Origin of the sequence: Flavobacterium sp., assembly GCF_039916025.1 — a bacterium.
Lineage (GTDB): Bacteria > Bacteroidota > Bacteroidia > Flavobacteriales > Flavobacteriaceae > Flavobacterium.
The window spans coordinates 1-23,420 of the sequence record NZ_JBDSMB010000046.1 but is presented as its reverse complement, the minus strand read 5'-3'; the positions used below and the strand labels follow the sequence as shown (position 1 = coordinate 23,420).

At 35.1% G+C, this 23,420-nt stretch carries 12 protein-coding genes, 1 tRNA gene and 1 pseudogene; 6 read left to right on the top strand and 8 right to left on the bottom strand.

Annotation, left to right across the window (positions count from 1 at the left end):
• Positions 1-319 (bottom strand): annotated as a pseudogene (locus ABIQ27_RS02615) (hypothetical protein); the annotation flags it as partial.
• A gap of 244 nt (positions 320-563) precedes the next feature.
• Between ABIQ27_RS02615 and ABIQ27_RS02610 the strand changes: the two are divergent.
• A complete protein-coding gene (locus ABIQ27_RS02610) occupies positions 564-2,183 on the top strand; it encodes an ATP-binding cassette domain-containing protein (RefSeq protein WP_348031786.1) in 1,620 nt (539 codons plus the stop codon).
• Positions 2,184-2,310: 127 nt separating this feature from the next.
• Here the strand turns inward: ABIQ27_RS02610 and ABIQ27_RS02605 are convergent, their stop codons facing one another.
• Positions 2,311-5,625 carry a T9SS type B sorting domain-containing protein gene (locus ABIQ27_RS02605; protein ID WP_348031784.1) on the bottom strand — a complete coding sequence of 1,105 codons (3,315 nt, stop codon included), beginning with the start codon at positions 5,623-5,625 and terminating at the stop codon, positions 2,311-2,313.
• Between the two features lie 635 nt (positions 5,626-6,260).
• Here ABIQ27_RS02605 and ABIQ27_RS02600 point away from each other — a divergent pair.
• Complete coding sequence (locus ABIQ27_RS02600; protein ID WP_348031782.1) at positions 6,261-7,202, top strand: hypothetical protein; 942 nt, start codon at positions 6,261-6,263, stop codon at positions 7,200-7,202.
• On the opposite strand, the gene ABIQ27_RS02595 is transcribed toward ABIQ27_RS02600, so the two are convergent.
• Entirely contained in the window at positions 7,199-9,424 is a 2,226-nt protein-coding gene (locus ABIQ27_RS02595; protein WP_348031780.1) for a DNA cytosine methyltransferase, read from the bottom strand. The genes ABIQ27_RS02600 and ABIQ27_RS02595 overlap by 4 nt on opposite strands.
• 262 nt (positions 9,425-9,686) lie before the next feature.
• Here ABIQ27_RS02595 and cphA point away from each other — a divergent pair, with 262 nt between their 5' ends.
• Together cphA and ABIQ27_RS02585 are read left to right on the top strand one after the other, a co-directional pair.
• Complete coding sequence (gene cphA / locus ABIQ27_RS02590) at positions 9,687-12,338, top strand: cyanophycin synthetase (protein ID WP_348031778.1); 2,652 nt, start codon at positions 9,687-9,689, stop codon at positions 12,336-12,338.
• A gap of 208 nt (positions 12,339-12,546) precedes the next feature.
• Positions 12,547-15,876, top strand: coding sequence for a P-loop NTPase fold protein (locus ABIQ27_RS02585; protein WP_348031776.1), 3,330 nt, complete (start codon positions 12,547-12,549; stop codon positions 15,874-15,876).
• A gap of 138 nt (positions 15,877-16,014) precedes the next feature.
• On the opposite strand, the gene scpA is transcribed toward ABIQ27_RS02585, so the two are convergent.
• The 4 genes from scpA to udk all read right to left on the bottom strand — a co-directional run bounded on the left by scpA (position 16,015) and on the right by udk (position 20,765).
• Complete coding sequence (gene scpA, locus ABIQ27_RS02580) at positions 16,015-18,174, bottom strand: methylmalonyl-CoA mutase (protein WP_348031774.1); 2,160 nt, start codon at positions 18,172-18,174, stop codon at positions 16,015-16,017.
• Between the two features lie 251 nt (positions 18,175-18,425).
• Complete coding sequence (locus tag ABIQ27_RS02575; protein ID WP_348031773.1) at positions 18,426-19,787, bottom strand: methylmalonyl-CoA mutase subunit beta; 1,362 nt, start codon at positions 19,785-19,787, stop codon at positions 18,426-18,428.
• 3 nt (positions 19,788-19,790) lie between these two features.
• Entirely contained in the window at positions 19,791-20,144 is a 354-nt protein-coding gene (locus ABIQ27_RS02570) for a septum formation initiator family protein (RefSeq protein WP_348031768.1), read from the bottom strand.
• A gap of 12 nt (positions 20,145-20,156) precedes the next feature.
• On the bottom strand, positions 20,157-20,765 hold the full coding sequence (gene udk / locus ABIQ27_RS02565; protein WP_348031766.1) for a uridine kinase: 609 nt from the start codon (positions 20,763-20,765) through the stop codon (positions 20,157-20,159).
• A gap of 108 nt (positions 20,766-20,873) precedes the next feature.
• Between udk and ABIQ27_RS02560 the strand changes: the two genes are divergently transcribed.
• Both ABIQ27_RS02560 and trxB read left to right on the top strand, forming a co-directional pair.
• Positions 20,874-20,951, top strand: a tRNA-Pro gene (locus ABIQ27_RS02560).
• Positions 20,952-21,463: 512 nt separating this feature from the next.
• Positions 21,464-22,411 carry a thioredoxin-disulfide reductase gene (gene trxB / locus ABIQ27_RS02555; RefSeq protein ID WP_348031764.1) on the top strand — a complete coding sequence of 316 codons (948 nt, stop codon included), beginning with the start codon at positions 21,464-21,466 and terminating at the stop codon, positions 22,409-22,411.
• Between the two features lie 86 nt (positions 22,412-22,497).
• On the opposite strand, the gene ABIQ27_RS02550 is transcribed toward trxB, so the two are convergent.
• The gene (locus tag ABIQ27_RS02550) at positions 22,498-23,334 is read right to left on the bottom strand and encodes a DUF2807 domain-containing protein (RefSeq protein WP_348031762.1); all 837 of its coding nucleotides are present in this window, start codon (positions 23,332-23,334) and stop codon (positions 22,498-22,500) included.
• Between the last annotated feature and the right edge of the window lie 86 nt (positions 23,335-23,420).

Below are 23,420 nucleotides of genomic sequence, written 5' to 3'. Positions count from 1 at the left end.
TCAGGAAATTATTTTTTTCTCCGCCACGGCCACAAAAAGCAATTGACTCATCAAATTCTCTCGAATTCACACGAACCATGATACTATCGTTCTTATCAAAATATACATATTGATATTCAGGCTCATGTTTAAAAGAGTAAAGTCCAGGAGCAAGAGAATCGAATTGGGTAAAAAAGCGATTGTTTTCGTCAAGTTCTAAAGTGTCAATCACTTCATTGTCTTTGCAGAAAAACACATAAGGATTATTCGGATTTACTACTTCACCACCAAAATAAGCCACATATTCGCAACCTTTAAATTCACTTTTACATGAACTCAAAAGAGCAATTAATGGGAAAACTAAACTAAAAACTTTTATATTTCTTAAGCTATGCATCATTCGAGACTAGAAAACAAAAATATTCCTATATAATGGATTTTACTGTTAACCTATCGTTAAAGTTGAATCGTGGTAAATATGCCGTTTTCTTTGTAATTATCCAATATTTTTTTAGACGTATTTCCGTTTCTTATTATCGGCATATTTCATTACTTTTGCACCAAAATTTAATAAAATACAATTCATGTTAACTGTAAATAATTTATCGGTTCAGTTTGGTAAAAGAATATTGTTTGACGAAGTAAACACTACGTTCACACAAGGCAATTGCTATGGTGTAATTGGTGCTAACGGTGCGGGGAAATCTACTTTCCTTAAAATCCTTGCAGGCGATATCGATCCAACTTCAGGGAGAGTTTTTCTTGAGCCTGGAAAACGTATGTCGGTTTTGAGCCAGGATCACAATAAGTTTGATGAGCATACTGTTTTGGAAACCGTCATGATGGGAAACAAAGTTTTATTTGCTGTGAAATCAGAAATGGATGCTTTGTATGCCGATTATGATGATTCAAATGCCGATAGGATAGGAGAGTTGCAGGTGCAGTTTGAAGAAATGAACGGATGGAATGCTGAGTCTGATGCCGGTGCGATGTTGTCAAATCTTGGGATTACTGCCGATATGCATTATACTTTGATGGGTGACGTGGAAGGGAAATTAAAAGTTCGTGTGCTTTTGGCGCAGGCACTTTTCGGAAATCCTGATGTGTTGGTAATGGATGAGCCTACGAATGACCTGGATTTTGAAACTATCTCTTGGTTAGAGAACTTCCTTGCGAATTATGATAACACTGTAATTGTTGTATCTCACGACCGTCACTTTTTGGATGCAGTTTGTACACATATTTCGGATATTGACTTTTCAAAAATCAATCATTACTCCGGAAACTATACTTTTTGGTATGAATCAAGTCAGTTAGCAGCGCGTCAAAAAGCGCAACAAAACAAAAAAGCTGAAGAAAAGAAAGCCGAGCTGGAAGAATTCATCCGTCGTTTTAGTGCCAACGTAGCCAAATCAAAACAAGCTACTTCGCGTAAAAAGATGATTGAGAAATTAAACCTAGACGAAATCAAGCCATCAAGTCGTAGATATCCTGCGATTATTTTTGATGTAGAAAGAGAAGCCGGAGATCAAATTCTGCATGTTCAGAATCTTTCTGCATCAATGGATGGAGAAGTATTGTTTAAGAATGTAGATTTGAATATGGCAAAAGGCGATAAAGTAGTTGTGTTTTCAAAAGATTCACGTGCTACAACTGCTTTCTACGAAATACTAAACGGAAACTTAAAAGCTGATACAGGAACTTTTGATTGGGGAATTACTACGAATCAATCGTATTTGCCAAATGACAATAGCCAATTCTTTACCGACGGCGATTTAAATCTTGTTGACTGGTTACGTCAATGGGTAAAAACAGAAGAAGAGCGCGATGAGGTTTATGTTCGTGGTTTTCTGGGGAAAATGATTTTCTCCGGTGAAGAAGCTTTGAAAAAATGTACGGTATTATCAGGAGGAGAAAAAGTACGTTGCATGTTATCGCGAATGATGATGATACGTGCCAACGTTTTGATGTTGGATGAACCAACAAATCACCTTGATTTGGAATCGATTACGGCGTTTAACAACTCGTTGAAAAACTTCAAAGGCTCTGTGTTATTTACGACTCATGACCACGAGTTTGCGCAAACTGTTGCCAACCGTGTTTTGGAAATTACACCAAACGGCGTTATCGACCGCTATATGACTTTTGATGAATATCTTGATGATGCGAAGATTCAGGAAATGAGAAAGAAAATGTATATTTGATATTAAGAGGAGAATGTCCAGTGGACATTCGGTTTTAACCAGTGGCAGTCAGGTATGCAAACTTTAGTTGCGTTTATGTCCCATAAAAACTCCCAAGTGAAAACTTGGGAGTTTTTTTTAATAATTTCTACCGCAATAAAGAAAAATGCCCTTTATGTATACTTCCATCCTGTCGGTAGGCCACAAACCAATAGTCGTCTGCAAAAAGTAATCTTCCATTGTATTTTCCATCCCAACCAGGACCATTAGAAATAATACCAGTAATTAGTTTGCCATAACGATCATAAATATACACTTTAAAGTCGGGCTCATTTTCTGAATTTATGATAAACCAGGTCTCGTGATAACCATCTCCATTTGGCGTAAAGAATTTAGGATAATTAAGGAGCCATACAACTTCTGTCAGCGTTCTGCAACCACCGGCATCGCGGACATAAACCGTATAAAGTCCGGGGATTAAATGGGCGAAGGTTGGACTTTCCTGAAAATTAATTCCATCAATAGAGTACTCAAAAGCGCCATTATTTGTCGTGACAACAGTAATACTATTTTCATTATCAGTCCAATCATGTGTTTCTATATGATCTATTTCGGGCACATCTGCAATATTGACAACAATCTCTCTTAATGTGGTACAACTAAGGTCTAAAGTATTGCAAGTACCATAACTATTGCCAGCTATAACATTTATTAAAGTAGTGCCGATGTCACTAATGGTAATACTTGGCGTAGTTAATCCGTTTGACCAGGAATAACTGGTTGTTGGTAAATTGCCGGGAGAAGCATCCAAAACTACCGGTAGACTGTCACAATCCACATATTCTGGCGCCAGATTAATTCTTGGGATTTGTCCTGTAATTAAATCAAAACTTCCTGTCTGATAACAATTGGGGAACTGGTTAAATATTAGCCTGATGTAAATCGTTTGTGGATTAGTAACAGGATTAAAATTGGTTAGATTGGTTATCGGATTGGAATTGGTATCAGCATCTGACTGCGAGAGATGATAGGATAATGTATATTCACTTGGTGATTGAATACCAAGTATGACCGCACTTTGAGACGATAAATCAAAAGTTTCATTACCGGTTATTGTGCTGACACAACTAAATATAGGGCATGTTGGATAGATAATAACCAACGAACCCAAATCAGAAACATCAAATGTCCTGTTGATACTGTTGCCGCAACTGTCTTCCACTTCAAACTTATAAACGCCTGGTGTCAGGTTTAAGAAAACGTCTGAAGTGCCATTATCTACAACAAATGGGATTCCATCTTTTTCAGTAATTTGAAAATGCAGTGGAGGAATACCACTGGCTGACAAAAAAACATCAAAACTACCGCTTAACGAACATGGAATAAGATAGACATCATTAATAGTAAGGGCACTGTTAAAGCTCAGATTGGGAGCCAAAATTTCGATGCAGTCTTTGGTTTCAGAAGTAACAACATTGTTTTTGATGTCGCTGCCATTATTATAAGAAGTAAAATGATGTACTATGCGAAACACTCCGTTAATGGTGAGATTAAAAGTGGTTGCGTTATTTTGCAGCGCAAGAGAATTGGTATCGTCGGGTACTGTCCCATCGATATAAATAACATCTGTAACCGGATTTCCCCAAGTGTTGGTTGCTGAATCTAATAATTTTTGGAGCCAAAAAGTTTCATCTTCTGTCACGTTGTCCACAAAATCAAGTAGAATATTAAATGCGCCACAATCCGGTATCAAAGCGAAATCACTTCTTGTTATGGTGTAGCCATCAATGTTTATAGATTCATTAGCAGTAGCTCCACAACTATTAACTATACTAAAAGTATAATTCCCAGATGTTAAACCAGTCAGATATATTTCGCCGGTACTGGTAATATTATTGGAAACATCATGCGGAAGCGAAAAAGGATAACTCGCAGGAGCAGCCGTAATTTTTATCGAAACCGTTTCACTGCTTGTTATTTTTACTGAAGCCGTGTCAATATCACATCCTTGCAATACATCAATTAAAATTGGCGGAGGTTCAAATGCAGGCACCGTTACAGATAAAGGAGCAATAATATCATCACAGTTATCTGTGATTTGAATAACATAATCACCCAATGGCACAGGGTTTAAAGTCAAAATGGTGCCATCGCTACTTATTAAAGCACTTACATCATGCGGCAAAGGAAAAGGATAACTGGCAGGAGCAGATGTTACTACTGCGGTGACAATTATATAATCTGCGAGGCTAAGTATTATTCTTCCGTTATTGCTTAAGCAACCATTACTAATCCCTAAAATATTAGGAACAGGTGGTTTGTCTAAGATTTTAACCTCAATTGTTTTGGTCTTGCCGCAAATATCAGTAATGGTTACTGTATAATCTCCTATAGGAACAGGTTGGGTTTCACTACCAAAATCAACACTAGACTGAGTATAAGGTCCGGGATAAGTACTGTTGAATGCCGCGGGATTGAATCCTGCAGGAAAACTGTCAAAATTCAGCGTATAAGATCCAATAAAATTATCTGCGTTAAGCGTAAAATAATATTGGTTACAAGGCAGGGTGTGAATAGTTGAGCTTAATGAAATTTCCCTGTTTACAAAAAAACTACTACCATATGTCATCCCGCAGGCATCGGTTATTATGACATCATAAAGATAATCCAGACTATTAGGATACGGAACTGTTTGTGAAATGTCCTGCGATGTTGGGTTGCCCGAATTCAAAACCACCGGAATATGGACAATTCCTGTCGGCAAGTGCAAAACGTAATCGATATGCAACGGATAACCTATGACGGTTCCAGCGGCAGGGGTTATAGTATTGTTAGCTACAAGTTCATTGCACGATGGCGGAGCCGTATATGTAAAGCTGGGATTATTTACAGTTAGAAGTGTTGGATTTATAGTTACGGTAAATGCCTGCACAACAGAATTTCCACAGTTGTCAGTTACTTTTATTCTGTAAACACCATTCGTCAAACCCGAAAAGGTATTGGATGCTTGTGGCGGAAAGGTTGTTGGTCCGGCAATTATTTCATAAGTAGCAGCAGTTCCCGAACTGACCATAACTGAAATATTACTTGTCGTTGAACACGCCTGATTTAGTGCTTCAACGGTATAGTTTAGAGGTACAAACGAACTTGTTATCGTAACATCCTGTTGCTGTGTTGTGGTAGTACTGCCTACAGTTTCTCTTGCAATAACCCGATAATTCCCGGGTATAAGCCCATTAACTGTAGTCTCCGTTCCGGAAGCGTAAGGTGTTGTTAAATCAGGAAGTTTATAAACAACATATACAATGGAACTTCCCGGAATTGTATTATTTACTGTAAAATTTAGAGAGGCATTTCCCGGACAGGTTTCCTGGGTAGGAGTAACCGTTAAGTCGAACCCAAGACAAACTATTGGAAATAGCAATTGGAATAACAAAAACTGAATGTTAAACAATCTCTTCATTGGGGAATCAGTTGTGCTGTTTATTTTAACTCTATGCCATTATGGATTGAGTTTCTCAAATGTACGATTTTTTTGAAAAGTATATTGTTATTTAACAGTTTGACAGTGGGTTACCCTAAGGAGTTTCGGACAGGAATTATTTTATTGTCCGATTGATTTTTTTAATTCCCGGCTTAGTATCGACTTAATTCTGAGCGCTTTCATTGATGGTGTAATTATATGATGTCTCCAATGGTGTCCTAAATAAGTGAACTTTTTACCTTTTATAATATGATATGCCAAGACGCTTGTCACAATGATAATAAGTACTATGGGTTCGCTATTTTTTACGGTTGACATAACTATTTATCTGAAGGGATTTTTAGGATTACTAATTTACAAAAAATTCAAAGGAAATGGATGGGTTTTTTTGTGAAAAGTGAAAGTGAATGATTATTTGGACAGATTTTACATTTAATTTTCTGTGATATAATCGTAAATATTGTCTTCAACAGGATTATTCATTGAGAAAACTACATTAACTGTTGAAACAGTTTTTTCATTATCATCATTGATGTGTTTTGTATAAAGGTTTTGTATAAATTTGCTAAGTTTTAATTAATTTTTAAAACAACTTAATAAACAAATTATATCATATGTATAATTCTATTCCTGATATCCTAAGAAAAGCATCAACTGAAAGTGTTTTTAGCACTCCTACTTTCCAAAATTGCTGGCAAACTTGGCAACCTGAAATTAATAGGCATTTAGGGAATAACTACACTGAAAATGAAATAATTAATTTAGGAGATCATTTATCAGAAATATTTAAATCAACAGGCGGAAATGGCAGAGGACAGGGAGAGTTATCAGCTGGCGGTATTGCCTGGGAATCTCTTGTTTGTTGGTATATAAATTTGTGTACAGTTGGAAGTAGAATTGTAGCAATAAAAAAGATGAGTCTAGTTCCAAAACCAATACAAGATGCAATTACTGTGAATTATGGTAATTTTGCTTGTAATACTGAGTCAGATATTACAATAATAATATTTCCGGATATTAATGAATATAATATAGACGTTAATCAATTAAACGTCACTGATAATAATGGAGTTCAAATCCCAACTATTATTAGAAATAAATTCAATCCTAATCTTACTAATATATTAACAGAGAGAGATTTTCATTTGTTTGAGATAGGTGTAATTCAATGTAAAACAAATTGGAATGACAACGCCCAAATTCCAATGCTTTGGGATATGATTTATTCAGCAGGAGGGTTTAGAAACAGAAATATAACAATTGGTCGAAACGGATTTAATATCCAAGATGCTCAAAGTTTCACTTATTCCTTTGTTACGGTCCCTTCTAATCAAAATACAATATACAAGCCAGAGGGAGTTGCAGTAAAAAGAGTTACAAATTTATCTGGTGGTAACTATTGGGGTAAACCGTCAGTTCAAAATGTAGCAAAGTCGATGAAAGAAATTTTCACGAATAACTTTCAATCTGGATCAAGAACAACATTAAGGACTGATATAAGAGCTGCGATTCCTGAATTAACTAATAACAATTCTTTGGATTATTTTGGACTTTAGTCTATATTCTTAAGAATCTCTAAAGCTACTGCTCTTGCCATTAATGGTGGTACAGCATTACCTACTAATGTAAATTGTGGCACTTCAAATTTACGTTTATTTCCACCAGTAGAACGTTTGCCTTGAAAAACAAAAGAATCATCGAATGATTGTAATCTTGCCATCTCTCTAACCGTCAAAGCTCTTGGACTAGAAAAATGAATATAGTCATCTGGGATAGTCATAACTGTAGGGCTTTGAGAATTTGGTTTAAGTACATTATAGTTTCTTTTTTCTGAGCTTAACCCAATCTCATTTAATTCTTTTTTGGCTAAATCATAATCTCCTGCTTTAAGAATGACTTCAAGCCTTTTAATTACGACATCATTTTGCTTGCTGGTTTTATGATTATGCAGAGGGGCAACTAAATGCGTTAATTGATTTTCTAACTCTTCTAAACTTTTTACATAAAAAGGGTTTTTTGCATTAATAAAACGGCCATTCAATCTCCCTTTTTTAGACCATTCAGCATAAGTTAATCCTTTATTTTCATTTAGTTTACCATCTATATTTCTTTTCTTTATAAGGGAGGTCATTTTTTTAGTTGAACCATTATATTGAGCCTTTAAATCTATTTTTTCGTAAACAAATTTCTCATCATCATTTTTAACGAAATCTAAATCATATAAGGCTTCAAAAACAGTGACTTTTTCATTTTCTGAAACTGTTGGAGGCACATCTTTAATTAAAATTTGGTCTTTTCTACATCCTATGAAAAGAACTCTTTCTCTATTTTGTGGCACTCCATAGTTTGAAGCTAAAGCCACAAATGGTTGTTCAATATTATATAGTCTTATATGTGAAAGAATCTCATCAAATTCTTTTTCTAATTTAATATTATTTAAAAAAGGTTTTAATCCATTAACACATTCATCAAAGGAAAAATTATAAATCTCAAGAGCTGTGATTATTTCATTGACTTCATTTTTAAATTTTTCAGGATGATTAAGATTCAAGAATGATTGATTAATTTGTTTAATTATTTCTTCAGGTTCAATGGAAGTTAGAAAATCATCAAACTTATCAGCAAAATAATCGTTGTCTAAGTCGCTATTAGCTTTTTCAAGAATCACTTTTTTTCTTATGTATGCAAGTTCACTTCCACGTTTCAGTAAGTTAAAACCATGACGAATTGTCCCAATGTTAATGTCTGTTTTACTAGTTTTATAGTCAACTATTTTTGGCGTAAGTAGCCTAAATTTGTTCTCAACATTTAGAATAAAACTTTCTCTGATTTTTTCAAGTTTCTTTTCAGTCTGTTGTTCAAACTGTAACCTTAAATTATAACAATCAAGAATGAACGGATTTTCTTTTTCCATTTTTCGAAGTCTTGAAATAAATAATAATAGCTGATTAAATTCTTTTAAATCAATAATAGATTTGATTTCTTGTAAAACCATTTCTTTAATCTTTCCATTTTCTTTTGTTAGAATCCCTTTTACGTTTTCCATAACAAAATATTTTGGCCTTAGGATTTTAATTACATTTAAATAATGAGCAAATAAATCATCTTTTTTATCAAACTTTTTTCTTTTACCTGCTAAACTAAAACTTTGACATGGAGGGCCACCACAGACTACATCGACATTTTTATTTTTTATTTTTTTTAATAAGTTATCTAAAAAATCTGGTTCTGTAATATCCTGTTTCAAGAACTCTGCATCCATGCCTAATTGATAATTATATCTAGCTAGGTGAGTGAGTTCACAGTTTTCGTTAATATCACTTCCAAGCAAGAAATCAAAATATTTGGTATTAGTTTCGGCTTGAAGAAATCCTTCACTAAAACCACCTGCACCAGCAAATAAATCTACAAAGGTTATTTTTTCGTTTTTGTCATAAGTATCAGGTAATTCATTGACGATTTTTACGTCGGTATTTTCTTTTCGGCTATTAACTAATGACAAGATCTTTTCTTTAATTTTTTTGTCTGTAAAGTTAGAATGTGGTTCTGCTTCAAAATATTTTTCAACCTCTTGTTTCAAAAAGCTTAAAAATTTGTTTATTGATTTATGACAATATTCAGAATCCTTAACAATTTGGTTCTTATTGTCCCAGTCTTTTTTGGAAATTTTCTCACCAGTAGCGACTTTAACTTGTATTTCTTTTTGCCTAATCACCAGATGGATAGGGAATTTTTTGCTTTTATCAGCTTTGTCGAGGTAGAATTTAACATTAATCATATTACGGATGTTTTTACGGACACGGACAAATTTACGGACAAATAATTTATGATTATAAAAAATATGAAATTATTTTTTATAATTCTATCGGTTATTTTATTGGTTTGAATCTATTTTTTAACTAAACCTACAAAATAGTAATCCCAGCATCACCAACTCCTTGTAATTATCATTATCATTCTATAATAAAAACCATAAATCATGTAATTAAAATTGCTGTTATAACTTGAAATTTGTGTAACACTTTACCCAACACCAAGTTATGAGAATTCTAAAATTACAAGTGCTTCGCGGCCCTAACGTATGGAGCAATTATCGCAACAGGCTTATACAGGTTAGACTTGACCTGGAAGAAATGGAAGACTTTCCCACCGATAAAATTGAAGGTTTTACTGATCGTTTTATTGCGGTCTTCCCAGACATGGAAGCACATGAATGTTCTGAAGGTGCCAAAGGCGGCTTCTTTGAAAGACTTCGACGCGGCACCTGGCTTGGTCATGTGATGGAACATGTTGCCCTTGAAATCCAATCGATGGCGGGAATGGAATGTGGTTTTGGCCGCACCAAAGGCACCAATATCCGCGGTGTTTATAATATGGTTTTCACTTATAAGATTGAAGAGGCTGGTTTGTTTGCCGCGGAAGCTGCGTTTAGAATGGTGGAAGCGATAGCCAAAGATGAAGCTTATGATTATGATAAAGACATTGAAGAACTAAAAGTATTAGCCCGCCGATACGGACTTGGTCCAAGCACAAAAAGCATAGTCGAAGAAGCCGAACGCAGAGGCATTCCTTGGATTCGGTTTGGCACAAACTCAAAGATACAGCTTGGCTATGGTGCCGCACAAAAGATATTCCAGGCGACCATGACCTGCAACACTTCAGATGTGGCAGTTCGCACAGCAGGAAATAAAGATGTGGCTAAAAAACTATTGGCTCAATATTATATTCCGGTAGCGATTGGCGACAGTTGTTCAACGGAAGAAGGATTGAAAGAGATTGTGGATAAAATAGGTTTCCCTATCGTTATAAAACCGCTTGATGGCAATCAGGGAAGAGGCGCAACGATAAATATTCCTGATTTGGACGCTGCACTGCATGCCTTTGAATTCGCAAAACAATACAGTAATTATATACTCGTAGAGCGTTTTGTAAAAGGTTCAGATTATCGGCTGTTAGTTATAGATGGCAAATTTACTGCTGCTTCAAAGCGCATTCCGGCGATGATAACCGGAGATGGAGTCAATTCAATTGATACTCTAATTCATAAAGTAAACGATGAGCCACGACGCGGAGACGGTCATGAATGTTCATTGACAAAAATTACTTTTGATCAGGATACTTTTACCCAGCTTGAAAAATATGGCTACACGATTGCTTCTGTTCCGGCAAAAGGCGAAATCATTTATCTGAAATCGACTGCTAATCTGAGTACAGGTGGCACTGCAGAAGATGTAACCGATGATATTCATCCTGAGAATAAATTTATGGCGGAACGCGTTGCCAAAATCATTGGACTCGATGTTTGTGGTATTGATGTTATGGCTGAATCCATAAAAGAGCCTTTGCGAACAAACGGCGGTGTGGTACTTGAAGTCAATGCGGCGCCGGGTTTCAGAATGCATCTTGATCCTTCTGTTGGAAAACCAAGAAATGTTGCTGCAGCTGTGGTGGACATGCTTTTTCCAAAAGGAAGCACTCCAACAATGCCATTATTTGCCGTTACCGGTACCAATGGTAAAACAACAACGACACGTTTACTGGCGCATATTGCCAAAACCGCGGGACATACCGTAGGTTATACTACCACCGACGGAATTTATGTCAACGGTTATCAGATAAAAAAAGGCGATTGTTCCGGACCTTCAAGCGGTACGATTGTACTTCGCGATCCAACTGTAGATTTTGCAGTTCTCGAAACCGCACGTGGCGGATTGCTGCGCAGTGGACTTTGTTTTGACCATTGCGATGTTGGGATTATCACCAATATAGCCGAAGATCATTTGGGACTTGAAGATATTCACACTCTGGAAGACCTCACCAATGTAAAAGCGGTTATTCCCAGAAGCGTAAAGAAAAGTGGTTGGGCTGTATTGAATGCCGAAGATGACAACTGCCTTAAAATTGCTGAAAAGCTTTGTTGTAACATCGCTTATTTTGCAATGGATGCTACAGATGACAGAGTTCATAAACTTATAAACAGTGATGCACTTGTTGCTGTAGTTGAAGCGAATTATGTCACCATTATTTATGAAGGTGAAAAATACCGAATTGAAGAAGTTTCAAATATTCCACTAACTGATAATGGCAAAGCCGGATTTATGGTCGCCAATATACTGGCGGCTTCTGTAGCAGCTTTTGCATGGGGTTTTTCTGTGGAGCAGATTCAGCAGGCGTTATTGACTTTTATACCCGGACATCAAATGACACCGGGACGTTTGAATTTCTTTGAATTTAAAAATTATAAAGTGCTGGTTGATTATGCGCACAATCCGCACGGGCTTTTAGCATTAAAGGATTATCTGGATAATTTTAATTTCAAAAGAAAGATAGGCATCATTGCAGGAATTGGTGACAGACGTGATGAAGATACCATTGAACTGGCAAAAATAGCGGCTACGATGTTTGACCACATTATCGTAAGACAGGAACACAGCCTCAGAGGAAAAACAGTTGATGAAATCAATGCATTGATGGAAAAAGGAATCCTTTCTGCCAAAAGAAATGTAACTTATGACTTTGTTCCTGTTGAAGCTGATGCCATTGTCCATGCTTTTAAGATAATAAAAAAAGGAGATCTTTTGGTTGCTTTAAGTGATGGCTTTGATGCTGTGATTAAAGTCATTCAACAGGAACTTGATAAAGAAGCTGTGGTTGTAGTGTCTAAAAAGAAGGGTATTAGTGCGGTGGTATAAAGAATGGATTAAGAATAACTTATGAATATAAACAAAAGCACCCGAAGAGGTGCTTTTAATTTTGTTAGCTGATAAGAATTATAAATTCGCACTGTCGGATGCTTTTCTTAAAAACGCAAAATGCTCATCGTAAGACTTTTATTTATATATTCGTTTAGATAGAATTATCAATTTGCAGATTTATTCAATTGCAATTACACCAAAATATATGGATAATAATTACCCAAAATTCATTTCAACACTTCCAATTGGCAAAGACAAATTTAAAGGCAATGCTCATGATAAAATTGCTAAAATAATTTCATCCATAATAAAAGAAAGAAATTTTGAAATAAAAAAACAAATTATTGGACTAGAAGGGGATTGGGGTTCTGGTAAATCTAATATTATTAAGATAATTCAAAATGCAAAAGGGCATCTAAATACTATGAATTATCTCCATTTTACCTATGATTCTTGGGGTCATCAAGAGGATTTAGATAGAAGGGCGTTACTGGAAGAATTGTTAGATTTTATTGACGATAAAGATATCATTGAGAGTACTAAACAATGGAAAAATAAAAGAAAAGAGCTTGATGGTAAAACAATTACTTCAGTAAAAAATATTTTTCCTCAAGTGAAAATCTTTTGGATTTTTTTTATTTCAAGTTTTCTTTCATATCAATTTCTAAAAGCCTTATTTCCACTTTACGAATCACGGAATATGATTCCTGCTTATCATTTTGACGTTTGGAAAACAATTATTTCCGTTTGGTCTATTCCTATAATGTTATTTGTGACAGGGTTTTATTTTTTAGTTCTAACAATAATTGAAGAGTACGAAAAAAATCAAAAACGAGATAAAGAAAAGCAATTAAATACAAAGCAATTTTATGGTCAGGTATTTTATCTGCTTAATGGTAAGGAAGTAGAAAGTAATACTACCGATTATGTTATAGAAAATGAACCTTCTAATAAACAATTTAAGAGTTTCCTTCACGAAATTAATTTACAGTTACAACAAAAAAATAAATACTTAGTGCTAACTATTGACAACATTGATAGGTTAACAGGTGAAAAGGTTAAAGCATTATGGTCCACAATAAATATTTTTTTTGCAGAAGACGGGGATAAAAAATTTTATGATAATATATGGCTAATAATACCATACGACGAAAGTAAAATTATTAAAAGCTTTGATGATAACGAAGAGATAGCAAAGGGTTTGATTGAAAAGACTTTTGCTGTGAAATTCAGAGTTCCTCCACCTATCTATTCAAATTGGGAGGGATTACTGCAAAGTAATTTAGTTGAAGGTTTAGGACGGGAGTTTGTTAAAAATAACAAAACCGAAGTCCATTATATGAAAAAAATATTCGATAATTATGCAGTCAGTGCGATAATTAAGCCTCGACAAATTGTAAATTACGTTAATGATATAATTACTTTGCATTTGCAATTTCCAGATATTAAGTTTCGCTATTTGGCATTGTTTTCTATGACTAAAGACCAAATTATTCTTAACCCGATTCCTGTTTTGCTTGGGAGAGGTTATTTGAATTCTAATACAAGTTTTTTATTTAGAGAAGACGAAGAACTAGACAAACATATTTCGGCTATGTTCTTTGGTGTTTCTGTAGAAGAAGCAGAGGAAGTACTCCTATCCCCCGAAATATCTCGTATGTTAAAACAAGGTAATGTAGAAGCAGTAGATAATTTTACAAATTCATCATCATTCTCTTTATTTTTTGAAAAGATATTTATAGAAACAGCTTTCAGTCAAATAAATGAAGAAACTTTAATACGCATACCGGATATTTTAATAAAACTAGAAAAAGATAAAATTATTTCACATGATCTTCTTGATAGTTATTGGAAACATTTAGTTGTTCAAATTCATGAGATTGAACATTGCAATATAAAAATGACGGAATTGCATCAAAAAATATTTAATAAACATCGAGTATATGGTATAAGGGCCTTAAACAGATGTATAGAATTAATGTTTCGACAAACAACTGATATTGTCTCAGAAATGGGGTATATAGAAAATGTAAATGCCATTGAAAACTTTTTAAGCAAACAAAAAGTTCCATCAACATTAAATGATTTAAAATTACATCGCCGAAAAGTAAATGCGGCAAGTTTTTTTCATCTTTTAGATATTTCACCTAAGACTTTTAAAATTTATAAACTTGATTGTGATGAGAAGGATTTAATTGAATTCTTTTATAAAGACAATATTTTAGTTATAGAAGATTTACAAACAGAGCTTGAAAATTTAGTGCTTTTGCAAAAAACGAATAAATATAAATTTATAAAACTAGTTACAAATTTAAAAGAGAAGATCCGTGACATTGAAGAGGATAATATTTCATTACTAACCGATTATTACGAATGTTTGGTTAAAATTGCAAACGAAAGCCTTTTAACTGATGTAACAATTAATAAATCGTTAATTAATGATACTATTTTAGAAGCAAAAGATGAAGATGAGGAATTGTATGATATACTTATAGCGTTTTCATTAATTACTGATATAAAAGAACCTATTGAAAATTATACAAATATTAATAATGAAATCTCAGATGAAAATGTTGATGTAAATAATATAGCCTATATTGTAGAGAAACTTACAACTTTACAAAATCTTTTGGATATCTGTATTGTAAATACTGAATATGAAGTTGTAAAAAATATTTTAAGAAAGATAATCAATACTCAAGGACTTGGAAATCGCTTGAACATTATTTCAACAGTAGGAAAATTTGATGAAATATCTCAAAAAATATTTGCGAATAATTACAATGAAACATCAAAATTCTATAAAAAAATTAATGGATGGGCATCTAATCTAGAAACTCATTTAAATTCCAATATAAAAAATGTACAGTCCATTAGTGTTGGTATTTATGATTATGCTTTAAAATCTGAAATAAAAATATCAAAAATTTTACTCATTAAAGGTTCAGAATATCTAACAACACTGACTGAAAGTGATTTGATTAATATCTTTGATAAAATTAATTCTGTAGATTTTAATGCTGTATTGATAAATAAATTACTTTTTAAACAGAAAGCTGAAACGAAAGTTATTTGCTCTACTATATTGGATAATCTTGAAGAATATTTACTACAATTTGCAAGAGGCGAAAGAATTATAAAAGAAGCAAATTTTAAGCAATTGAACAAATTAATTTCAACACGACCTCAAAAGCTAAAGCAATTTTATGAAAAAGCCCATTCAACTTTAAATGAAAATGAAAAATTAACTAGTATTCAATTAATATTTTTTATTGATGGGATTATTATAAATAATTTTTTTGGAAAAAATGCCGATAAAACTGTTTCTGGGATTTTGAAACTTCTTCTTGATGATGACCGATTGTATGAAAAATATTTTAAAAAATATTATGCAAATTATATAAGTATAATTTTACAGTCTAAAAAAAGCAAACCTTATGGAATCTCACTAATTAAAGAGAGACTAAAACGATATCCGTTTAATAACATAATGAGAAAATATGCTGATAAAACTATACCCAATTGGCATCAATGATATGGTAAAAAAATTTCTTTCTCTAATCTTCTCTTTTTTCTTCAAGTACTTATTCCGTAGCAAAATCCTATCACCTTATGTAGGTTAAGTTAAAATTGCAAGTAAAATTGAAAAATGTTAGGTTTGAAATAGTGAAAATTAATCAGCTATCAATACCTCCAAAATCGTAATTGCGGCATCGCTAATCTTGGTGCCGGGTCCAAAGACTGCAACGGCTCCAGCATCAAAAAGAAATTGGTAATCCTGTGCCGGAATTACTCCGCCAACAATCACCATAATATCTTCGCGACCATAGTTTTTTAGTTCTTCAATAACCTGAGGAACTAGGGTTTTGTGTCCTGCAGCTAAAGAGGAAACACCTAAAATGTGCACATCGTTTTCTACGGCTTGTTTAGCAGCTTCGGCGGGAGTTTGAAATAGTGGTCCAATGTCAACATCAAAACCAACATCGGCATAACCCGTAGCGACTACCTTGGCACCACGGTCGTGACCGTCCTGTCCCATTTTGGCAATCATAATACGCGGACGACGCCCTTCTTTAACCGCGAAAGCATCGGCTAGTTGTTTTGCTTTTTCAAAGCTTTGGTCGTTTTTTATTTCTTTGCTATACACGCCGCTAAAAGATCTGATTTGTGCTTTGTATCTGCCGAAAACTTCTTCGAGTGCATCACTGATTTCACCCAGCGTGGCTCTGTTTCGGGCAGCTTCTACGGCTAAAGATAGTAAATTTTCATCATCCTTTTTTCCCTGATTAAAATCAGGAGCTATACAAGCCTTGGCGGCCATGGTTAATTTTACCAGAGAGGCTTTTACTTTTTCGGTATCGCGTGTCGCTTTAATGTGTTCTAATTGCTCGATTTGTTGCTTACGCACCATTTGATTATCGACATCCAAAATATGCAACGGATCTTCTTTATCTAAACGGTATTTGTTAACTCCAACAATAATATCCTGACTGCTGTCGATACGTGCCTGTTTACGCGCTGCAGCTTCTTCAATACGAAGTTTTGGAATTCCGGCTTCGATGGCTTTTGTCATTCCTCCTAGTTCTTCGACTTCTTCAATCAAAGCCCAGGCTTTTTCGGTGATTTCTGCGGTAAGCTTTTCTACATAATAACTACCAGCCCAAGGGTCGACTGTTTTAGTAATTTTGGTTTCTTCTTGTAAAAATATCTGTGTGTTACGTGCAATACGTGCCGAGAAATCTGTTGGTAACGCAATAGCTTCGTCTAAAGCATTAGTATGTAAAGATTGTGTTCCGCCAAAAGCAGCAGCAGCAGCTTCGATAGCGGTACGCGCCACATTATTAAAAGGATCCTGCTCGGTTAAACTCCAGCCAGATGTTTGGCAATGTGTACGAAGCACCAGAGATTTTTCATCTTTTGGACTGAATTGTTTTAGGAGTTTTGCCCAAAGCATTCGGCCTGCACGCATCTTGGCGATTTCCATAAAATGGTTCATTCCAATAGCCCAAAAGAATGAAAGACGTGGAGCGAACTCATCGATTTTCATGCCTGTGGCTAAACCTGTTCTGATATATTCTAAGCCATCTGCTAAAGTGTATGCTAATTCGATATCGGCAGTGGCACCCGCTTCCTGCATATGATAACCCGAAATAGAAATTGAGTTGAACTTTGGCATTTTTTTGCTGGTGTATTCAAAAATATCGGCAATGATTTTCATCGATGGCGTTGGCGGATAGATATAGGTATTACGAACCATGAACTCTTTCAGAATATCATTTTGTATTGTTCCCGAAAGTTTATCGGCTGAAACGCCTTGTTCTTCGGCAGCGACAATATAGAAAGCCATAATTGGCAAAACCGCACCGTTCATTGTCATGGATACCGACATTTCATCTAACGGAATTTGGTCGAATAAGACTTTCATGTCTTCGACAGAATCTATGGCGACTCCTGCTTTTCCAACATCGCCAACCACACGTTCATGATCTGAATCATAACCACGGTGCGTAGCTAAATCAAAAGCCACAGACAAGCCTTTTTGTCCTGCAGCTAAATTTCTTCTGTAAAAAGCATTGCTTTCTTCGGCAGTAGAGAAACCAGCATATTGGCGAATCGTCCAAGGGCGACGCACATACATTGTAGCATAAGGACCACGAAGGTTAGGGGCAAATCCAGCTCCGAAACCAATGTGTTCTAAGTCGGCTATGTCCTGCTCAGAATAGGTTGGTTTAAGTTCGATGCCTTCAGCTGTGAGGAAGTTGTCTGTTATCGGTTGTCTGTTATCAGTTCCTTTGTCGCTGGAAAGGGTTATATGTTGAATGTTTTTTCTCATTTATGCTGAATTTGTTTCAGTATTTATTTTGCCATGAATACACGAATATTTTTAATAATTGAATGAATCCGCAAAATCTGCTATAACAATAATAAATAGCAATGCTATTGAGATTACTCCTAATCCTAAATAAATCAGACCTGATTTTAAATTACCTCTTTCTCGTTTAATTATACACGTTATTAAATGATACATTCCATAGCCAAATGAAGCTACAGCTAATACACTCAATATTATAAAAAGTATAGGCATTATTCTTCAGTTGCTATCCGTTCCTGTTCTAATTTCTCTGCTAAACGCTTTTCAATAATTGGTGTAATTAGCGTTTTGCGTGGATTTTGTTTGATGAAAGGATACAATTCCAAATCGTGTTTCATCTTGTCATTCTTGTTGGGATATTTATTGGTTCCCAATAAGACTTCTTTTCCGGTATCAAACAGTTCCTGTTCCTTAGCATTGCTTTCGGTGATTTTCTTTTGGATGTTTCCTTCTATAAGCTGGGTGATAAAACCACCTTTTTCTTCTATTTCTTTGAAAAGCAACAACCCTTTTTCGGCTAATTGTTCGGTCAGACTTTCGATATAATAAGCACCGTCTGCAGCATTATTGACTTTATCGAAATAGCTTTCGTGTTTTAAAACAAGCAATTGGTTACGTGCAATTCGGTCGCCAAATTCGTTGTCTTTGTGATACAGCGCATCATAAGGAAGATTGGCAATACTATTAGCTCCGCCTAAAATCGCACTCATGCATTCGGTAGTGGTACGCAGCATGTTTACGTTATAATCGTACAATGTTTTGTTGCGTTTGGTAGGCGTGACAACAATATGACAATCGAAAGTATGATTGTATTCTTTTGCCAAAGTGTTGAACAATAAACGCAGCGCACGCAATTTGGCAATTTCAAAAAAGTAATTTGTGCCAACCGCAACTTCTATAGTAATAGGTTGGTTAATGTTTTTGATACGGTTAAAATATTCGTTAGCGTGGGCTAGGGTGTAAGCCAATTGCTGTACCATATTGGCTCCGGCATTTTGGTAAATTCCGGCATTGATAGTTATAAACGGAATAGTAGTTTTAGCCGTAATACTATTTAGTTTGTCAAAGTCTTTGTCGAGGTTTTCAAACCAATTTCCGTCTCTGGTTAACTGACCAATTGGGTCAACTTGGATAAAACATTTGGCATTATTCTTACTCGCGTAATCATTAATTTTGGTAACGAAATCGATTGAAAGAAATGGCAAATAAAAAAAATAAGATGTGTTTTCTAATGGCAAGTTTTGCATCAAGTCAGCAACGACAACGTTCTGGTTTTCAATTGTAAAACGAATGCTTTCGGCGCCACGATTTATACTGTCAAAAGCTCGTTTATTGGATAAGGTGACATCATGAACATAGATGTTTTGAAGTATGGAAAAAGGCACAGAACTTTCTTTTAAAGTATACTTTATTTCTGTTTCGTCTTCGTGATAAAACGGCCTTACTTTGATGCCTTCCAGACTTTCCCAAACTAAAGTGTCATTATAATCGGCACCTTTGAGTTCGTATTGAATTTGCTGTTTCCATTGTTTTGAAGAAACGGGTTCGAAAGCATCAAATAGATTATCCCACATGATTTATAAAGATTTTGATTTTGACTTTTCGTCCTGAATAGTATCGCCTTCAAATTCAATAATGTAGATGTCTTCGCTATCGCGTTTCATATAATATTTTTCGCGGGCATATTTTTCTATTTGGTCAGGATTTTTAAGTTGTTTGATGTTTTCATCATCTTTTTTTATTTCGTCCTGATAATATTTTTTATTGTCTTCGAGTTCGTTGAGTTGCTTGTTCAAAATGCGGTGTTCCATATAAGAAGTATTGTCTAGAAACAGCATCCATACGGTAAAAAAAGCCAACACAATAACATATCTGTTTCCGAGAATTCTCAGAATTGGATAAGCATTCGTTAGATTTTTAAAGTAACTCATGAAAAGAAAATTTTAGGTAATTCTTTGATTGATAACGGCTCTTACCACGTCAATCGCCACGGTATTGTATTTATCATTTGGAATAATAATGTCAGCAAATCCTTTGGTAGGCTCAATAAATTGTTGGTGCATTGGTTTCAAAGTCGTTTGGTAACGGTTTAAGACTTCTTCCATATCACGACCACGCTCAGCGATGTCTCTTTTTAAACGACGAATCAATCTTTCATCAGAATCGGCGTGTACAAATATTTTGACATCAAACATTTCTCTTAATTCAGGATTGGCAAGAATCAAAATCCCTTCAACAATCATTACTTTTCTAGGATGTGTTATGATGCTATCGTCTGTACGGTTGTGTGTTACGAAAGAATAAACAGGCTGTTCGATGATTTCACCCTTTTTTAATTTGGCAAGATGTTCTACTAACAATTCGAAATCAATGGCTCGAGGATGATCAAAATTGATTAGTGCTCTTTCTTCAAAACTCAGGTTATTGTTTTCTCTGTAATAAGAATCCTGAGAGATTACACCAACTTCGGTCTCGGGTAACTCGTTAATAATCTGTTGGACAACAGTTGTTTTTCCACTTCCGGTACCGCCAGCAATTCCAATAATTAGCATATAAAGTTGTGTTGTTTTTGTTTCAACAAAAATAGAAATTATATCGGAGCGAAAAAAAATAAAAAGCTTTTGTTTCCTAATTATTAATTCTATATTTGCACTCGCTTTCGGGGTGTAGCGTAGCCCGGTTATCGCGCCTGCTTTGGGAGCAGGAGGCCGCAGGTTCGAATCCTGCCACCCCGACCAGTAAATCCTTTCTGCAAAAGCAGAAAGGATTTTTTATTTGAAAAATAGCCAAGCTTGCTTGAGCTATTTTTCAAATAAAAAATTGTTTGGATGGAACATCCAAAGGATTTACTGATGATAGAGCCACAACTCAGGATCACGAAGTAATCCTGTTGCTTAATGTTATGGATTTCCGCCTGCGCGGGAAAGACAAAAGGAGTTGGATTAAAAAAACACTCTCCTTAGCCCCGATAGGAGCTGGCTACCATGTAGCGCGGATAGCGGGTGATTATGTCCTGAACACTAAACACGCTGTGCTCCTTAATTCAACTGTTTTCAACAATAATATAATCTTATTCACAAATTGCATTTAGCGATTGGTTTCCGAATTTATTTTCGAGTGAAAAGTTTACATTTGCACCCAGAAAAAGGATTGATGATGGATGCAAGATGATGGATGTAAATTAGATGAAAAACATCCGGCAGCTAACATCTGACATCCAACTTTTAACAATAAAAACCAATACCAAATCATGTCTGACACAATAGAAAAAGTAAAATGCTTAATTATAGGTTCTGGTCCTGCAGGTTATACTGCCGCAATTTATGCAGCCAGAGCTAATATGTTTCCGGTTTTATACCAGGGAACACAACCAGGTGGACAATTAACAACGACAAATGAAGTAGAAAACTGGCCGGGAAATCCTGAAGGAATTACGGGTCCGCAAATGATGATTGGACTTGAAGAACAATCAAAGCGTTTTGGAACTCATGTTCGTGATGGCTGGGCAACCAAAGTAGATTTTTCGGGACCAATACATAAAGTATGGATCAATGATACAAAAGAAATCCATTGCGAAACAGTAATCATTTCAACTGGAGCAACTGCAAAATATTTGGGATTGCCTTCTGAGCAACATTACCTTAATATGGGTGGTGGCGTTTCGGCTTGTGCAGTCTGTGACGGTTTCTTTTACAGAAACCAGGAAGTTGTGATTGTAGGTGCCGGAGATTCAGCTTGTGAAGAAGCGCATTATCTTTCTAAATTGTGTACTAAAGTAACGATGCTGGTGAGAAGTGAGAAATTTAGAGCTTCTAAAATCATGGAACAACGTGTTAGAAACACGCCTAATATTACTATTTTAATGAACCACGACACGGAAGAAGTAGTTGGTGACGGACAGGTTGTAACTGCGGTTAAAGCAAAAAATAAAACTACTGGTGATATTATTGAAATTCCAGCCACAGGATTTTTCGTAGCGATTGGCCACAAACCAAATACAGATATTTTTGCGGACTACTTAAATTTAGATGAAACAGGATATATTATTAATGAACCGGGAACTTCAAAAACAAATGTAGCGGGAGTTTTTGTTGGTGGAGATGCTGCTGACCATGTTTACAGACAAGCAATTACTGCGGCCGGAACAGGTTGTATGGCAGCTTTAGATGCTGAAAGATATTTAGCTGCAAAAGAATAAGGAGAAGCAGAAGTAAGAGCAAAGAATATAGAAAATAGAATATAGATAAAATCCCGCCTTGTTCCAAAAAACGAGACGGGATTTCTTTATTTAGATGGTTTTTTCTTGATTGCGGCGCTATCGACCAAATGTTTGATTTCAATTTTTACGGGTTCGCCATACAACGCGATTTCGCTGTTTCCTGAAGCATCGATAGTAGCAATATTACTGATGTTGATACTGCTGTTGGCATAGCCACTAACTTCTATCAAAGCGTTTTTTGCGGTTAATTTTTTACCTGTGAAATCGGTGTTGTTATCCAATCTGAGCTTTAAGTCTAAAACATCACCTTCGATATCGGCATTAGATTTTTGATACATATCAAATCTCATTTCGCCAGAAGAAATAAGCGCTTTTACATAAGCACTTTTGCTCACGTCAACGGCGGTTTTTTCCGATTTTAAATTAAGTTCTACTCTTGACTTATCATTTGCCATCAACGTGAAATTTTTGGTTTTGGCATTAAGAAACAATTTGGCATAATCATAACTTTTGAAAGTTACATTATCAACTGTTATATCAGACAAAGCCGTTACGTTGGTTTCGTCTTTGGCAATGACCATATTCAAATTATCATTATACGTAATGCGAACGCTGAGTTTTTTATAACTCGACATGTCTCTCGATGTTGAAACTCTAAGGTTTTTACCTGTGATTTTAAATTCTACAAATTCGATTAGATTATCATCGGCTTCGACTTCCAGAGCACAATCATTTCCTCTAACTAAAAATACTTCCAAGTTATCTTCCACTTCGATGCTTTCGAAATTTCCAACTTCTTTTTGTTCGAGCTTAACAATTTTGGAACCTTTTACTTTTTCTTTCTTTTGGGCAAAAGTCAGCGTAGAAGTAAAAAGAATGATTAGTATAATTATTTTTTTCATTTAAAGTTGGGCAATGGTTAGTTTGCCAAAAATAGAAAAAAAAACTTCCCAATTTTCATTGAGAAGTTTTATTAACTTATTCTTTG

Excerpts from the sequence above, each read along its gene's own strand:
- ABIQ27_RS02610 (WP_348031786.1), top strand. The coding sequence starts at position 564 with ATGTTAACTGTAAATAATTTATCGGTTCAGTTTGGTAAAAGAATATTG.
- ABIQ27_RS02605 (WP_348031784.1), bottom strand. The coding sequence starts at position 5,625 with ATGAAGAGATTGTTTAACATTCAGTTTTTGTTATTCCAATTGCTATTT.
- ABIQ27_RS02600 (WP_348031782.1), top strand. The coding sequence starts at position 6,261 with ATGTATAATTCTATTCCTGATATCCTAAGAAAAGCATCAACTGAAAGT.
- ABIQ27_RS02595 (WP_348031780.1), bottom strand. The coding sequence starts at position 9,424 with ATGATTAATGTTAAATTCTACCTCGACAAAGCTGATAAAAGCAAAAAA.
- cphA (WP_348031778.1), top strand. The coding sequence starts at position 9,687 with ATGAGAATTCTAAAATTACAAGTGCTTCGCGGCCCTAACGTATGGAGC.
- ABIQ27_RS02585 (WP_348031776.1), top strand. The coding sequence starts at position 12,547 with ATGGATAATAATTACCCAAAATTCATTTCAACACTTCCAATTGGCAAA.
- scpA (WP_348031774.1), bottom strand. The coding sequence starts at position 18,174 with ATGAGAAAAAACATTCAACATATAACCCTTTCCAGCGACAAAGGAACT.
- ABIQ27_RS02575 (WP_348031773.1), bottom strand. The coding sequence starts at position 19,787 with ATGTGGGATAATCTATTTGATGCTTTCGAACCCGTTTCTTCAAAACAA.
- ABIQ27_RS02570 (WP_348031768.1), bottom strand. The coding sequence starts at position 20,144 with ATGAGTTACTTTAAAAATCTAACGAATGCTTATCCAATTCTGAGAATT.
- udk (WP_348031766.1), bottom strand. The coding sequence starts at position 20,765 with ATGCTAATTATTGGAATTGCTGGCGGTACCGGAAGTGGAAAAACAACT.
- trxB (WP_348031764.1), top strand. The coding sequence starts at position 21,464 with ATGTCTGACACAATAGAAAAAGTAAAATGCTTAATTATAGGTTCTGGT.
- ABIQ27_RS02550 (WP_348031762.1), bottom strand. The coding sequence starts at position 23,334 with ATGAAAAAAATAATTATACTAATCATTCTTTTTACTTCTACGCTGACT.